Origin of the sequence: Mesorhizobium sp. M0626 (assembly GCF_040320665.1) — a bacterium.
Taxonomy (GTDB): Bacteria; Pseudomonadota; Alphaproteobacteria; order Rhizobiales; family Rhizobiaceae; genus Mesorhizobium.
In genome coordinates this window covers 46,796-61,430 of sequence record NZ_JAMYQD010000030.1, presented here as the reverse complement: position 1 = coordinate 61,430, position 14,635 = coordinate 46,796, and the positions used below count along the sequence as shown (strand labels likewise).

The window sequence follows — 14,635 nt, the reverse complement described above, 5'->3', positions numbered from 1 at the left end:
CGCCAAAATCTCCATGCCTTGCGATATCGCTGGCGCGAACCACCACGAAAGCGCAAGTTTCAGTCCATGCCAAAGCTATCTTAGCGCCTATGCCCTTGCGGGGGAGATGTCCGGCAGGACAGAGGGGGGTGCTGTCCCGCCAACGGTCGTAAACTTCTGCGCCGCTTCGCTTCGCCCGAACAGAGGCAGGCTAGCGCCCCGTCTTCAGGACGCGCGTGGCCTCGGCGACGATAGCGGCGTCAAGCGCCGGCCAGTTGCCCAGCAACTCCCGGGGAAAGCGGTAGGTCAGGCTGAGGCTGTCGCCGACCTGGATGTCCCGCTCGCAGGGCGCCAGCGATTCCTCGGCGCTCGGTCCGCTCAGGCAGCGGGCGACGAACGGGTCCTTGCCGGCCCGGCCGGCGACCGCGAGCACCTCGTTGAGATAGCCTGATTTTTCCGTAAAACCGTAAATCGTCGTGCCGCCGGGGCCGGGCGCGCCGGGCTGGCTTATGAGCGCGCTATAGATCGGCACGAAACGGCCGCTCATGTCGCGCGACATCATCTGCGGTTCGAACGACAGGAAGATGATGTTCTTGGCCGTGCCCGTGTGGTTGAAATCCTCGCGTGCGGCTTCGCTGTAGCCGTCCATCTGGGGATAGCGCAGATAAAGGTCTAGGCGCGAAGCGATGCCGTCGCGCCGCGCCTGCAGGAAGCGGATGGCGTTGGCCGGCACGGCAATGACATTGTTGCCGATCACCACCCTGTGGACCGTGGTGTCGTCGGTGTAGCCGGCCATGGCGATCGAGCGGCCGAACCATTTTCCGCCAAGGCTGATCGCCAGCGACAGCAGCGCCAGTGCGGCAAAGGCATAGAACACCCGCTTCATCAGCACGGAATCGACGACGTTGAATTCTTCGGCGGTCGCTGCCTGCTTCATCGCAATCCCCATAGTCGCCGCCGTCTGTCCTTGGGCGGCACACATGCCGTGGCACGGCTCTTGCTGCGCTGGACGCGACTGTGCGATCTCATGGTAAACGGAAGGTTAAGATGAGCCTGCTGCTGCCCGTTCTCTTCGCTTTCGCCGTCGGCCTCACCGCCTGCGGGCTTACCGGGTCTGTGATGGAACTGGCGGCGGGCCGCCGGCTTGCCTTTGCCGAGCCTTATGTGTCGCCGGCGTACATCCTGCGCTCGCTGGCCGCGACCGCTTGCGCCGGTCCGTTCATGCTCGCCAACGATGCGCTCGATGCGCGGCGCGAAGGCCGTATTTCCACGCTGATGCTGGTGTCCTGCGGCTGCACGGTGATCGCCTGGGCGCTGGCGCTGGGCATCGTGCTGATCGCCATTGTCTCCTGGGGCATTGGCTCTCCTGGTGCGCTTCAGCTTTTGGTGGAATCGCTGGCGCGGTATTTGCCTTGAGGCAATTGCTGGGGAAACCGCTACGCGGTTTTCCCAGGATTGTTCTAGGGTTTGTCCGGCCTGCGACGAATCGGAGACTGGAAATGCCGACCTATGCAATCGACGGAAAATCGCCCCGTTTCGAGGATGCCGACAGCAACTGGATCGCGCCCGATGCGACCTTGATCGGCGACATCAGCGTCGGTCGCAATGCCGGCTTCTGGTTTGGCGCAGTCATCCGCGGTGACAATGAGCCGATCGTCATCGGCGCCGACAGCAATGTCCAGGAACACACGGTGATGCACACCGATCCCGGTTTTTCCCTGACGATCGGGCAGGGTTGCACGATCGGCCACCGCGCCTTGCTGCATGGCTGCACGATCAGCGACAACAGCCTGATCGGCATGGGCGCCATCGTGCTCAACGGCGCCAGGATCGGCAGGAATTGCCTGGTCGGCGCCGGCGCACTGGTCACCGAAGGCAAGGAGTTCCCCGACAATTGCCTGATCGTCGGCTCGCCCGGGCGGGTGATCAGGACGCTGGACGATGCCGCTGTCGCCAGGCTGCGCGCCTCGGCCGCGCACTATGTCGCAAACGGCAAGCGCTTCAAGGCGGGGCTGAAGAAGGCCTGAACTCTATTCCTGTTTGACGATGATCTTTTCCGAACGGCAGGTCAGCGCAGCAAAAACCGGTTCTCACTTTTCGCTGCCGCGGTCCTTCGGCTCGGGATCATGGTCTGAAATGGTGGAGCCGGCCCGGGGACGGGGCCGGCTCCTTAAAACCCGGTCGTTGGGGACGGGGAGGGTGGGGACTCGACCGGGCTTTCTCGTTAGGCACGTCGCATTATTCGATGTGCTTGACCTCTGTGATGGCGTCCTAGCGGACGCTGGCAACCGCGTCGGCGCGACCGTCATTGATCGTCACCCACACGCCGGAATTCTGGTCGGACTGGCGCTTCAGGTATGTATAGTCGGTGTCGGTCCAGGACAGCACCTTGGACTCCAGATTGTCGAGGATGAACTCGCCGAGGCTGGTGCGCACGGTCAGCACCGCGTGGCCGTCGCCATTTTGTTGGCGCGCCACGGTCATCAAGAGATTGCCGGCGGGAACGCCGATCGCCATCAATTCGCGGCGCTTCTCCAGCGCATAGTCCTCGCAGTCGCCGAAGCCGCTGTCGGGATAGGACCAGACCTCTTCCTTACCCCACATTTCCATGTCGGTGCGCGGCACGATCCGGGTGTTGACCGAATTGTTGACGTCGACGATCGCCGCCCACAGCTTGCGGGTCAGTTCGACCGGTGCCTGCTTCGGCGTGCGCTGAGCGCACTCCTGCGGCAGCTTCTGGCAGAATTCGTAGTGACCGACCGGCTGTGTCGTGCGGCCGCCAGTGTGCATGTAGGCCGGTCCTGCTGCTTGCGCCGTTCCCCAAGCGGAAAGCTGCATCGCCATTGCCAAGAGCAACAGCTTGCCCCACGTCTTTGCCATTCGTCAGTCTCCCCGTTTGAGGAGACAATGACAGCGTTGGATTTATTTGACGCAAAAACCCGAAGTAGACATTGAGTAAAACCTCAATAGAATACGCGTAAAATTTGACCTATTTTAATATAAAATCGTTCAGGTCTCGGCGTAAAACCGCGGTGTCGGGGCGCGGATTTCCGGGTGGAGCCGTGGATTTGCTGCGTGCCGCTACAAGCTGGAGAGGCAGGCGGAACGCCGGCAACAAAAAACCGGCCGCGCAGGGCCGGTTCGTTTTTGCTGCCTGTTGCCGATCGTTCAGGCGCGCGGGGCGTTGAACTCGGAATCGAGCGTTTCCGGGCGCTGGACGACGGCGAATTCGATGGCGACGCCATCCTCGAAATGACGCACCACCTGGCCACGCATGGTGCCCAGCATCACCTGGATGCCGAGCGCCGGCTTGACGTCGATCTCGACCGCCGCGCCCGACAGCGACAGGTCGATGATGCGGCACTGATACTGGCGCCCGTCGGTGAGCTGCAGCACGCTTGTCGGATTGCGCGGCGCCACGCGTTCGTGGCGGCGGTCTTCCGGCAGGTCGAGTTCATGCTTGTTGGCGAGCCAGGTCAACTGCGCGGCAAGCTTGTCCTTCTTGCGATCCGAAGCAATGACGGTCATGGCGAAGCCGTCCTGCGAGGTGCGCGTCACCACGCCCTCGATACGGCCGATATGATCGATATAGGCAATGATTTTTTCGCCCGGCATGCCGACGCGCTCGGTGCGCAACGCGACATTGCCCGGCGACATGTCGACGACCTGGCAAGGGTGCTCGGTGCGGTCCTCCAGCATGAAGCGCCCGTAGATCTTGACCCGGACGCGCTGAAAGTTACGCCTTTCGGCGCGGGACGGTGCGTATTCGACCGCCGCTGACCTCATGACTGCCTACACCCCGTTGGCATTCCCGCGTCGTGCGTGGAATCTCGGCAAAAACTACAGCCAAGCAGGTTAACAAAGGGGAAAAGTGGGCCCCCGATAGTTAAGATTAGCGCCGGCTTGGAGACTATTGCTCGCGCCCGCCGTCGAACACGACGAGGTGGCGGATACGGCGCGACCGACCGAGCGCCGAGATGGTCTCCGGCGCTTCGAGTTCGGGAGCCAACGACGGAACGGATATTTCCGGCCGGTTTTTCAGGAACATCGGTTCCTTGTCGGGATCGATGACCCGGATGGCGTCGATCAGCGCGTCGGTGATCGGGTCGGCGCCCAGCCAGAACGGCTTTTCCACGGCGCTGATGACGCCGAGGCAGCGCGGGTTCTCGACGCCGCCATCGAGCGGCAGCGCAAGCAGTTCGAAGTGGTTGGAACGGCCGTTGCGGCTGAATCCCTCATAAGTGATCGACACCACGGATTTCTGCTCGAAAACGCCGTGAATGAGGCGCGACACCAGCCGCTGGTCCTTCTCACGCCATAGCGAGGGGAACGAAAACCCCTTGAGCTCGCGGCCGTAGCCGGCGCAAAGCCTGGTGCCGGCAAGCCGGAACACCGCTTCGCCGCGCGTATCCCTTTCCAGGATGAAGGTGTCGGCCAAAAGCGCCTTGATGTCGGCCGGTTCGACTTCCGAACGCTTTGGGGCAGGACGTCCATGACGCAGGCGATTCCAATAATGGAACAGCGCGATTGATCCGTTCTGGTTCATGCTATGAAACTCCGCGCATTCTGCCGTCTGATGGTCCCATCGGTGAACAGAAAGGGCGCCCTCCGATGACCTACATGCGTTCCGGAGCAGGATGCGTGCCAGCGTCGTTAAGACTTGTTCACGGGTCGGGGACGTTAAGGTTAACAAGTGGTTTACGTTGCGCGCACAGGCTCGCCATGGCACACCAAAACCACTCCAGAAGCGGTCGTTTCGCGACGACCAACAGCACTTCGGTCAATAGTTTTAGGGGAGCAGGGGGCTCGACCAGCCGTTCAAGGGAAACCTTGGACGGCTTCTTTTTGATTCGCGGTTTGTGATTCGCGCTTTGTGATTCGTAGTTTGTGATTTGTCCGGGCATGGCCTAGATGCTCGCGACACGCAAATCCCTGGATCAGAGCATATGAGCGAACCGGCCGGCCCCCTGGAGACCGAACAGACCGCGGAGGCGCCGCCGCCGCGCCGCGAGCCGGTGTTCAACCTGCCACCGGCGGTGCTGGCGGTGATCGGCATCTGCGTTGCCGTCTTCCTGCTGCAGCAATATGTGCTGACCGAAGAGCAGCAGATAACATTGCTCACCGACGGCGCCTTCATTCCGGTCCTCTATACCGGCCAATACGGTTTCGACTGGTTCCTCTTCACCCGTCCTTTCACCTATGCCTTCATGCATGGCGGCGTTGCCCACATTGCCATCAACATGGTTGCGCTGGCCGCCTTCGGGTCGCCGCTGGCCAACCGTCTCGGCTGGTTCTGGTTCGCCTTGTTTTTCGCCGCCACCGGGCTGGCCGCGGTGGTGCTGTTCTGGGCGGTCCATCCATACGGCGAAGCACCGCTGGTCGGCGCTTCCGGGGCGATATCGGGCATGATGGGTGCGGCGGCTCGCTTCGGGTTCCGTACCGACCGCTCCTCCGGCAGGGCGGCCTTTGCCGGTCCCGTGCTGCCGATCGCAATCGTTTTGCGCATGCGCGGCGTCGTCAATTTTCTCGGCGCCTGGATGGTCATCAATCTCGCCACCGGCCTTTACGGTCTCGGGCTCGGAGAGCCCGGCCAGATCGCCTGGGAAGCGCACATTGGCGGCCTCGTCGCAGGCTTCTTCGGGTTGCGCTGGTTCGACCGGCGCTGGCGGGCGCCTGAATGGGAGATCCCCGACGACCAGCGCACCCCCGACTAGCGCACTCTATTGGCGCAGCCCACTGGCACACCCCACTGGCACACCCCACTGGCACACCCCACTGGCACACCCCACTGGCACACTTGAAAAGCAACCGATCACGGCGCACGATGTTCACTCTTATGTGAAGCCGGTCAGGGCGGGAGCTGGCTAGCCAAGCAGGAGGAGGAGGACGCCATGACGGTTAAGGCAATTCTCGAGAGAAAAGGCCATGACGTGTTCACGCTCGGGCCGAATGTAAAGCTCAGCGAAGCCATTCGAATCCTGGCCGACCACAAGATCGGTGCACTGGTCATCACCAATGGCGATCGCAAGATCGTCGGCATCCTTTCCGAGCGTGACATCGTGCGGGTCGTCGCCAGGGAAGGCGCTGCCGCACTTGATATAACGGTACGCTCGGCGATGACGCCGAAAGTGAAGATCTGCAACGAGAACCACACGGTCAACGAGGTGATGGAGATCATGACCAAAGGCCGTTTCCGCCATCTGCCGGTGGAAAAGGACGGGCTGCTCGACGGCATCGTGTCGATCGGCGACGTGGTCAAGCGCCGCATCGAGGATGTCGAGCGCGAGGCCGACGAAATCAGGGCCTATATCGCAACGGCCTGACCTGACGAAGAAACCGCCGACCGAATACCGGCCGGCGGCGTTCATTCTATCGGTTGCCGAGCGGCCGAAAGGGGCTGAAAAGACCAGCCCGCTGCTCTGCGCTGCTTTGGGCGCTTGTCTCGCGAAGCGGTTTGCACTAGCGAAGACCGATACCCAAATTCGCGAAAATCGCAGTTTTCGCGAGCCAAAAGCGCAGGCCACCATGACCCTTATCGATACCCGCACGCCCGATGCCAAACGTTTTATTCCCGGCGCTACCGGCGATTGGGAGATCATCATCGGCCTCGAGGTTCATGCGCAGGTGACCTCGGAAGCAAAGCTGTTTTCCGGGGCGTCGACGACTTTCGGCGCGGCGCCCAACGCCAATGTCAGCCTCGTCGACGCGGCCATGCCCGGCATGCTGCCGGTCATCAATGAGGAATGCGTCAAGCAGGCGATCCGCACCGGCCTCGGATTGAAGGCGCAGATCAACCACAAGTCGGTGTTCGACCGGAAAAACTATTTCTATCCCGACCTGCCGCAGGGCTACCAGATATCGCAGTTCAAGCAGCCGATCGTTGGCGAAGGCACGATCGTCATTTCGGTCGGTCCCGACCGGCAGGGCGAGTTCGAGGACATCGAGATCGGCATCGAGCGCCTGCACCTGGAGCAGGACGCCGGCAAGTCGATGCACGACCAGCATCCGACCATGTCCTATGTCGATCTCAACCGCTCCGGCGTGGCGCTGATGGAGATTGTCTCCAAGCCGGACATGCGCTCCGCCGACGAGGCCAAGGCTTATGTCACCAAGCTGCGCACCATCGTGCGCTATCTCGGCACTTGCGACGGCAACATGGACGAAGGCTCGATGCGCGCCGACGTCAACGTCTCCGTTCGCAAGCCCGGCGGCGAATTCGGTACGCGCTGTGAGATCAAGAACGTCAACTCGATCCGCTTCATCGGCCAGGCCATCGAGTTCGAGGCGCGCCGCCAGATCGCCATCCTCGAGGATGGCGGCAAGATCGATCAGGAAACCAGGCTGTTCGACGCCGTCAAAGGCGAGACGCGCTCGATGCGCAGCAAGGAAGAGGCGCATGACTACCGCTACTTCCCCGATCCCGACCTTTTGCCGCTGGAATTCGATCAGGCCTATGTCGACGCGCTGGCCAAGGAGTTGCCGGAGCTGCCCGACGACAAGAAGGCGCGGCTGATCTCTTCACTTGGCCTGTCGACCTACGACGCCTCGATCCTGGTGTCGGAAAAGCCGATCGCCGACTATTTCGAGCAGGTGGCCTCGGGCCGCGACGGCAAGCTTGCCGCCAACTGGGTCATCAATGACCTGCTCGGCCAGCTTAACAAGGCCGGCAAGGACATTGAAAATGCTCCTGTAACACCGGAGCAGCTCGGTGCCGTGATCGACCTGATCAAGGAAGGCACCATCTCCGGCAAGATCGCCAAGGATCTGTTCGAGATCGTTTGGAACGAGGGCGGCGATCCGCGCCAGCTGGTCGAAAGCCGCGGCATGAAGCAGGTCACGGACACCGGCGCCATCGAGAAGGCGGTCGACGAAGTGATCGCCGCCAACCCCGACAAGGTCGAGCAGGCTCGCGCCAAGCCGACCATGGCCGGCTGGTTCGTCGGCCAGGTGATGAAAGCCACCGGCGGCAAGGCCAACCCGCAGGCGGTCAACGATCTGGTCAAGGCCAAGCTCGGTATCGAATAGAACAATGTTCGTCCGCACCGCCAGCGAACGTGACCTTGCCGCTGTCCGCGCGCTGCTGGTCGAAACCTGGCACGCAACCTACGACGCGATCTATGGCGCCCAGCGGGTGATCGAAATTACCGACGACTGGCATTCGATCGCCTCGCTCAAGGCGCGGCTGACAAGGCCGAACTCGGAATTCCTGGTCGCCGATGACGGCAAGCGTATCGGCGGCATGGCTTTTGCCGCCGCAACGGCGGATGCGAAGATCGCGTTGCTGAACCAGCTCTATGTACTGCCGGCCTGCCAGCGGCAAGGCATCTGCCAGGCCTTGCTGGACGAGGTCGAAGCCAGCTTTCCCGAGGCAAACACTTTGCGGGTCGAGGTGGAAGAGGCCAACGTGCCGGCCATCGCCTTCTACCGTTCGAAGGGATTTTTGCCGGCCGGCAGCACCGCCGATTGCGGCGGCGGTTCGGGGTTGCCGGCGCTGATCTTCGAGAAGCCGCTGGGATAAGCGTCCGACGAAACGTTCAGTGCTGTCCCTTCAGGACGACCAGATAGCCGCGTTCCACCGGCTGCCGGAAGGCGATCTGTTCGGATGTGCCCGGATCTTTCGATTGCTTTTCGATGACGTAGCCACCGGGATGAGACTTGAGCCATTCCTCAGGCTTGTCGGCGTTCTCGAATGGCTTCTCTATTCGCCCAAGGAAACCGACCTCGCCCTGATAGTCGAATGCAACGGCCCAGTCCGCGTCCTTTCGTTCGTCGATGAAGCTCGCCAGCGGCGCGAGATCGTAGCGTTTGAACACGGTTGCCGAGGCGGCGGCGTGGCCGACGGCGAAAAGGGCAAGCATGACAAAGGCCGTAGCCCTCAGCCTGGCGACTGAAATCTCGGCCATGAAGTAGCCCAGCAGAATGGTCGCGAACGGTAGTGCCGGCACGACATAGTGCGGCTGCTTGCCGGATATGGCGCTGAAGACCAGCAGCACCGCAATGAACGAGAACGACAGCAGGCGCAGGGCACGCAGATCCGGGGATTTGGTGTCGATCAGGCTGCTTATCTGGGCAACCGGCCTCAGCCGCCACACCGGGGGGATAAAGGCCCAGGGCACGAACATGAGCGGCAACAGCATCAGGTAAAAGTAAAACGGCCGGCCATGCGAATTGTGCAGGCTTCCGGTAACCCGACCCGCCGACTGGTTCCAGACGAGGTCGTAGACGAAACTGCCCTTGGTCAGGATGGTCGCGGGCGCCAGCCATATGGCGACCGGGACAAGGGCGGCGAGAATTGCCAGGCCGGCTCCGGCAAAGAACTGCAAAGGGGCAAGGCCGGCTCGCCGGTCACGCCAGAGGGGATAGAGCAGGACGGGCGTGCCGATGTGAATGAGCACGACCGGGCCTTTGGCCAGCACGCCGAGCCCGATGAACAGACCCGCCAGCACCGCCTGCCACCGGTTGCCGGTCCTGGCGAAGACCAGCAACGACAGCAGTGCGGCGACCACGCAGGCCGTCAAAAGCATGTCGAACAGGATCAGGGTCGAATAGATGACAAAGACGGTGCTGCCGGCCACCAGCCAGGGGATGCGGCTGGCGATGTCCGGGCGCTCGGGAAACAGGGTTTTGGCCAGAAGCGTCGTCAGCCAGATGACCAGCGACGAGGCGGCGAAGATGACGAGCATCGCCGCCGCGCGGCTCACACCGAAGATGTTCCAAGAGAGATCGATGAGCCAGAACAACAGCGGCGGCTTCTGCAGATAGGGCGCAAAGTTCATCGTCGGTACGAAGACATGTCCACCGAGATACATCTCCCAGGCGACGCTGAGATAGCGCGTCTCATCGACCGGCAGTAGCGGACGAAAAGCGAGCGCGATGCAAAGCAGGGCCAGCAGGAAGAGGTAAGGCAGCAGCCGTTCAATTCGTGTCGGTATCAAGTTCGGGGACCGCCCAGGAAATGGTTTCCACGTCCGGTCGTGCACGATGCACCGTCTTCGGACCGGAGCAGAACCGCACCATGATTTTGGCCGAATTGCAACGATGCCGGCTTGGTATTGTGGATTACGCCTGCGTACCGGCAAATAGTTGAAAAATTTGACGATTGTCTCCGAGTATGGCTTCAGGCCGAGCGCAGCGGCGGCGTCAATTCGCGCATCAGGAGTTCCAGCTCTCGCTGGTCGCCGGTGGCGGTCTTGTCGAAGATGGTTGCCAGCTGTGATTTGACGGTGCCGTCCGAGACGCCGCTGGCAGCCGCGATTTCACGCCGTGTCAGCCCGGCGGCGACATGGCCGGCGACACGCTTTTCCGCTGCGGTCAGTCCGAACAGCGCAGCGATCGCTTCCAGCGCCGGCACTGATGCGGCGCCGGCGGCGGCAATGAAAATGGCCGCGGCGGCGCGCGGCGATATGCGGGCCGAAATGTCGCGTCGCGCCAGAGGCATGACATGCGCCACCGCCGGAGACATGGCCTTCACCAGCGGAATGTTGATGCCGGACGGTCCGAGCGCGAATTCGTCGCGCGTGCCGAGCTGGACGGCGCGACCGATGGCGGTGTTGGCGTTGGCATAAGCGAAGGACAGCTGGCCGCGCACCGAGGACACTGAGGCGGTTTCGGTGAGCAGGGCTTCGGCTGCCGGATTGGCGAAAATGATCTGCATATCGTCGGCGACGATCAGCACTGGATGGTCGAGGCTCTCAAGGATCGAGCGAAAGACGTCGGCCTTGCGCCGCTCGGCCTCGAACAGGTCGCCGATGGTCACCGCACGCCGGACATGGGGGGCGAGCCTGGACATCAGGTCGATATCCCTGGCTGAAATCTGGGGCCTGTCCTTGTCGGTAACCACCATCAGCGTGCCGGTGCGCGCCGGCTGCTTCATCAGCGCCACCCAGAAGAAATCGTCGAGACGGTTGGGTTCCACCCACTCGCGCACGATGCGGCTTTCGAGCCAGTTCTGGCGGGCGTCAGGGCCTTGCAGGGCGTAGACGCTATCGACGGTGAACGGCATGTCGATTTCCATCTTCGGCACCGCCTTGAAGAAGGGCACCTCGCAGGCGTAGTCGCGCTGCAGCGGCTCAAGCAGGACCGGATCGCCGCAGGAAGTCGAAAACCGGGCCGAGTTTCTCGCCGTATCGACGACCGCCAGCATGGCAAGCCGGCCGAGCGCCAATTTGCAGATTGATTCAAGCGTCGATGGCCAACGGCCGACATCGGCAATCGAATCGTAAATCGCTTCGACGATCTGCGGCAGGGCGCGACCGAATATGTTGGCCTGGACAGACACGTAGAGCCTCGTAAGGATTGCAGCGTAGTGTCAGGTCACACACTGTCTCCGCCTGAGTCGCACACAACATAGCCGGCCTGGTTCGTCTGTGAAACGTCTCACAGCGGCGTTCGGTGTATTGTGAGCGCCTACGGGCTGACCAGAACGTGCCTGATGAGCCGTTGTCTAAGAGCGCTCGGGCCGGTCTGCGATACAAATCAAAGTGAACGGAACTGGAATTTTTCAGGGAATAAATGAGGAAACTTCCACATTGTCGATCAACCTGGTTCTGCCAAGCCACGCTGCGGCAAGCAGGCGGCCATCGCCGTCACGCCGCCACGAGGTGAGCGTCAGGCTCTTGCGCGCGGCGACATAGTCGACGCTGTCGAAGCCTGCCTCGAGAAGCGCGGCAGTGGCTTTGCGGGTGACGCCGTTTTCATCGGCGCCGGCCGCGAGCGCTGCCGCCGTCTGGCGCAAGATGACATTGAGCTGTCGCGCGACGTCGAGTTCGGCGGCGTCGAGATAGGCGTTGCGCGACGACATTGCCAGGCCATGCGCATCGCGCACGGTTGGCGCGCCGACGATTTCCACCGGAAGGTCAAGATCGCGGCAGAGCTTTCGGACGACGCAAAGCTGCTGGTAGTCTTTTTCGCCGAAGATGGCGTAGTCGGGCAGGGCTTGCAGAAAGAGCTTGGCCACGACCGTGGCGACGCCCTCGAAGAAGGTCGGCCTGAAATCCGATTCCAGGCCAGAAGACGGGCCGCCGACCGAAATCTTCGTCGCAAAGCCTGCCGGATACATCTCGGAAACCGTAGGCGTGAAGGCAAGCTGTGCGCCGGCCTCGGTCAGCCGGTCGAGATCGCGGGCCAGCTGACGCGGATACTTGTCGAGATCTTCAGTGGGGGCGAACTGGGCCGGGTTGACGAAGATGGAGACGACGCAGCGATCGGCCGTTGCGAGCGCAGCCCCGACCAGCGAGATATGGCCGTCATGCAAAGCGCCCATGGTCGGCACCATGGCGACGCTCAGGCCTTCGCGCCGCCATTCGCGGATCTGCGCGCGAAGGCCGGGCACGGTGTCGACGACGAGCGGCTGGCGGATGGGGGGCCGGTTCATGCCTTGTCCTTGTCGCTCGCGGCTGAAAAGACGTGGCCCGGCCCGGGGAAGGTGCGGCTGCGCACCTCCGCCGCATAACGCGCCGCGGCATCGGCGACCGCGCTGCGCAAATCGGCGTATTCCTTGACGAATTTCGGCACCCGGTCGACCGTCAGGCCGACCATGTCGTCGATGACCAGGATCTGGCCGTCGCAATCGCGGCTGGCGCCGATGCCGATGGTAGGAATGGTAATGTGCCGGGTGAGGTCGGCGGCAACGGTCTCGACCGTGCCTTCGATGACCAGCGAAAACGCGCCGGCCTTTGCGACCGCGTCGGCGTCGCGCATGAGCGCGGCCACATTCTCCGGCGTGCGGCCCTTGATCTTGTAGCCACCGTCCTTTTCCACCGATTGCGGCTGCAAGCCGATATGGCCCATCACTGGAATGCCGGCCGTGACGATTGCGGCGATCTGGAGGGCGACTTCGACGCCGCCTTCCAGCTTCACCGCCTCGCAGCCGGTTTCCTCAGAGATGCGGCGCGCCGAGGCAAGGGCTTGCGCGGCCGAAGTCTCGTAGCTGCCGGCCGGCATGTCGACCACCACGCAGGCCTTTGACGAACCGCGCATCACGGCCTGGCCATGGGCGATCATCATCTCCAGCGAGGCGCCGAGCGTGGTCTTGTGGCCATGCAGCACCATGGCAACGCTGTCGCCGACCAGGAGAAGGTCGACATGATCGTCGAGCAGGCGGGCGACGGGATAGGTGTAAGCGGTAAGGCATACGACCGGCACGCCGCCCTTGCGGGCGCGTATTGTCTCCGCACTGATCCTGGCGACAGCTAAGGCCATTCCTCACCTCCCGCAGCCGGCGTTGACTACAGCGCCGCGCGTCCCGTGGACGCGCAAAGGACGCTGTAGCACTTTGGTTTGCGCATGATCCTTTCCGAAAATCGATTTCGATTTTCGGGGTCATGCGGCAGCGCCGGGCGATGAGAGCTTTAGGAAGACGCAGCCGGCTTGGCAAGCGTCGGTTCGCAGGTGCGAAATGGATCGGCCAATGACCGAGCGTTTCGGCATGCCGTCAGTGCCGCAGGCGCCGCAAAACCCTTGCCTTCGCCAAGGCCTGACGCCATAAGCAGGGACAGCCACCGCCGCGCGCCCGCGAGGATCTGAATGAAAACTTTCCTTCTGCAGTTTTTCACCTGGTGGAACCGCCAGACGCTGGGAACCCGTTTTCACACCTGGCGCCACGGCAACAAGGTCGGCCAGGATGGGGCCGGCAACGTCTACTACGAAGGCGGCGTCGATTCGGAAGGCCGCACCCGCCGCTGGGTCATCTACGCCAATTATTCGGAGGCGTCAGCGATCCCCCCGGGCTGGCACGGCTGGATGCATCACCGCGTCGATGTGGCGCCGCCAAGCGATGACTATCGGCCGCGCGAATGGGAAAAGGCGCATGAGCCGAACCTCACGGGAACACCGGCGGCTTATCGCCCAAAGGGTTCCGTGCTCACCAATCAGCACCGTCCGCAGGTGACGGGCGACTACGATGCGTGGACGCCTGGTTCTTGACCGCCGGCCGGTCCTTTGTCGCCACAATTGGCGTTTAGCTGCTTGCTGATATGACAACGGCGAATAGCCTTGGGCGTGACAGAATCACCCGGGCCCAAACCACCGGTATCTCCGCATGAACATTTTCAGCCTGACATCGATGGCCGGACTGGCGGCAATTGGCGCTATCGCCATGTTTTCGACAGCGTTTGCCGCGGCGCAGGCGCCTGCGACAGCACCCGCAATCTCCGATCGCATCACCAATCCGGTCGCCGAATTTGCCGGCATCGACAAGATCACCGGCCGTATCATCACCTTCGATGTCTACATCGACGAAACCGTGCAGTTCGGCGCTTTGCAGGTGACGCCGCGCATCTGCTATTCGCGGCCGGAGAATGAAGAGCCGAAGACCGATTCCTTCGTCGAAGTCGACGAAATCACGCTCGACCGCAAGATCCGCCGCATCTTCACCGGCTGGATGTTCGCCGAGAGCCCCGGCCTAAACGCCGTCGAGCACGCCGTCTATGACGTCTGGCTAAAGGGCTGCAAGCAGAAGTCGGATGTGCCGCCGCCCGACGCGGCCAATGCCGAGACGCCCAAGGTCGACACGTCCAAGCCAAAGCCCGCCGCTGCTCCGGCCGCCGAACAGCCGGACCCCACGGAGCCTGACGCGACCAACACCAACTGATCCTCCGGAACCGTCATTGGCCACCATGCGTTGGGCCATGGACGACCGCGCATTTGCGCGCTTGGA

At 62.5% G+C, this 14,635-nt stretch carries 16 protein-coding genes; 8 read left to right on the top strand and 8 right to left on the bottom strand.

Annotated elements, in window-relative coordinates:
• Window positions 1–190 precede the first annotated feature (190 nt).
• Window positions 191–916, bottom strand: coding sequence for a hypothetical protein (locus NKI37_RS29345; RefSeq protein ID WP_023735357.1), 726 nt, complete (start codon window positions 914–916; stop codon window positions 191–193).
• Between the two features lie 110 nt (window positions 917–1,026).
• Here NKI37_RS29345 and NKI37_RS29340 point away from each other — a divergent pair, with 110 nt between their 5' ends.
• Together NKI37_RS29340 and NKI37_RS29335 are read left to right on the top strand one after the other, a co-directional pair.
• Window positions 1,027–1,395: a DUF6949 family protein gene (locus NKI37_RS29340; protein ID WP_023691210.1), complete on the top strand. Its 369-nt coding sequence runs from the start codon at window positions 1,027–1,029 to the stop codon at window positions 1,393–1,395.
• Window positions 1,396–1,478: 83 nt separating this feature from the next.
• Window positions 1,479–2,006: a gamma carbonic anhydrase family protein gene (locus tag NKI37_RS29335; RefSeq protein ID WP_023691211.1), complete on the top strand. Its 528-nt coding sequence runs from the start codon at window positions 1,479–1,481 to the stop codon at window positions 2,004–2,006.
• Between the two features lie 244 nt (window positions 2,007–2,250).
• Here the strand turns inward: NKI37_RS29335 and NKI37_RS29330 are convergent, their stop codons facing one another.
• The 3 genes from NKI37_RS29330 to NKI37_RS29320 all read right to left on the bottom strand — a co-directional run bounded on the left by NKI37_RS29330 (window position 2,251) and on the right by NKI37_RS29320 (window position 4,525).
• Window positions 2,251–2,859, bottom strand: a complete 609-nt coding sequence (locus NKI37_RS29330; RefSeq protein ID WP_023691212.1) for a transglutaminase-like cysteine peptidase — start codon at window positions 2,857–2,859, stop codon at window positions 2,251–2,253.
• Between the two features lie 288 nt (window positions 2,860–3,147).
• On the bottom strand, window positions 3,148–3,765 hold the full coding sequence (locus tag NKI37_RS29325) for a PilZ domain-containing protein (RefSeq protein WP_352790616.1): 618 nt from the start codon (window positions 3,763–3,765) through the stop codon (window positions 3,148–3,150).
• A gap of 124 nt (window positions 3,766–3,889) precedes the next feature.
• Window positions 3,890–4,525 carry a PAS domain-containing protein gene (locus NKI37_RS29320; RefSeq protein ID WP_352790618.1) on the bottom strand — a complete coding sequence of 212 codons (636 nt, stop codon included), beginning with the start codon at window positions 4,523–4,525 and terminating at the stop codon, window positions 3,890–3,892.
• Between the two features lie 400 nt (window positions 4,526–4,925).
• Here NKI37_RS29320 and NKI37_RS29315 point away from each other — a divergent pair, with 400 nt between their 5' ends.
• From NKI37_RS29315 to NKI37_RS29300, 4 genes are all read left to right on the top strand, one after another.
• Window positions 4,926–5,693 carry a rhomboid family intramembrane serine protease gene (locus NKI37_RS29315; RefSeq protein ID WP_023688374.1) on the top strand — a complete coding sequence of 256 codons (768 nt, stop codon included), beginning with the start codon at window positions 4,926–4,928 and terminating at the stop codon, window positions 5,691–5,693.
• A 177-nt stretch (window positions 5,694–5,870) separates the two neighbouring features.
• Window positions 5,871–6,302, top strand: a complete 432-nt coding sequence (locus NKI37_RS29310; RefSeq protein WP_023667498.1) for a CBS domain-containing protein — start codon at window positions 5,871–5,873, stop codon at window positions 6,300–6,302.
• Window positions 6,303–6,504: 202 nt separating this feature from the next.
• Window positions 6,505–8,004 (top strand): Asp-tRNA(Asn)/Glu-tRNA(Gln) amidotransferase subunit GatB, encoded by a 1,500-nt coding sequence (gene gatB / locus NKI37_RS29305; RefSeq protein WP_023715796.1) that lies wholly within the window; start codon window positions 6,505–6,507, stop codon window positions 8,002–8,004.
• Window positions 8,005–8,008: 4 nt separating this feature from the next.
• On the top strand, window positions 8,009–8,497 hold the full coding sequence (locus tag NKI37_RS29300) for a GNAT family N-acetyltransferase (RefSeq protein WP_352790619.1): 489 nt from the start codon (window positions 8,009–8,011) through the stop codon (window positions 8,495–8,497).
• Window positions 8,498–8,513: 16 nt separating this feature from the next.
• On the opposite strand, the gene NKI37_RS29295 is transcribed toward NKI37_RS29300, so the two are convergent.
• From NKI37_RS29295 to panB, 4 genes are all read right to left on the bottom strand, one after another.
• The gene (locus NKI37_RS29295) at window positions 8,514–9,914 is read right to left on the bottom strand and encodes an ArnT family glycosyltransferase (protein ID WP_352790621.1); all 1,401 of its coding nucleotides are present in this window, start codon (window positions 9,912–9,914) and stop codon (window positions 8,514–8,516) included.
• 182 nt (window positions 9,915–10,096) lie between these two features.
• Window positions 10,097–11,257 (bottom strand): helix-turn-helix transcriptional regulator, encoded by a 1,161-nt coding sequence (locus tag NKI37_RS29290; RefSeq protein WP_352790623.1) that lies wholly within the window; start codon window positions 11,255–11,257, stop codon window positions 10,097–10,099.
• Between the two features lie 222 nt (window positions 11,258–11,479).
• Entirely contained in the window at window positions 11,480–12,337 is an 858-nt protein-coding gene (gene panC, locus NKI37_RS29285; protein WP_352790655.1) for a pantoate--beta-alanine ligase, read from the bottom strand.
• A gap of 11 nt (window positions 12,338–12,348) precedes the next feature.
• On the bottom strand, window positions 12,349–13,179 hold the full coding sequence (panB, locus tag NKI37_RS29280) for a 3-methyl-2-oxobutanoate hydroxymethyltransferase (protein ID WP_023681501.1): 831 nt from the start codon (window positions 13,177–13,179) through the stop codon (window positions 12,349–12,351).
• A gap of 324 nt (window positions 13,180–13,503) precedes the next feature.
• Between panB and NKI37_RS29275 the strand changes: the two genes are divergently transcribed.
• Both NKI37_RS29275 and NKI37_RS29270 read left to right on the top strand, forming a co-directional pair.
• Window positions 13,504–13,902, top strand: coding sequence for an NADH:ubiquinone oxidoreductase subunit NDUFA12 (locus NKI37_RS29275; RefSeq protein ID WP_023667491.1), 399 nt, complete (start codon window positions 13,504–13,506; stop codon window positions 13,900–13,902).
• 115 nt (window positions 13,903–14,017) lie between these two features.
• Entirely contained in the window at window positions 14,018–14,569 is a 552-nt protein-coding gene (locus NKI37_RS29270) for a DUF2155 domain-containing protein (RefSeq protein WP_352790625.1), read from the top strand.
• The last annotated feature ends 66 nt before the right edge of the window (window positions 14,570–14,635 follow it).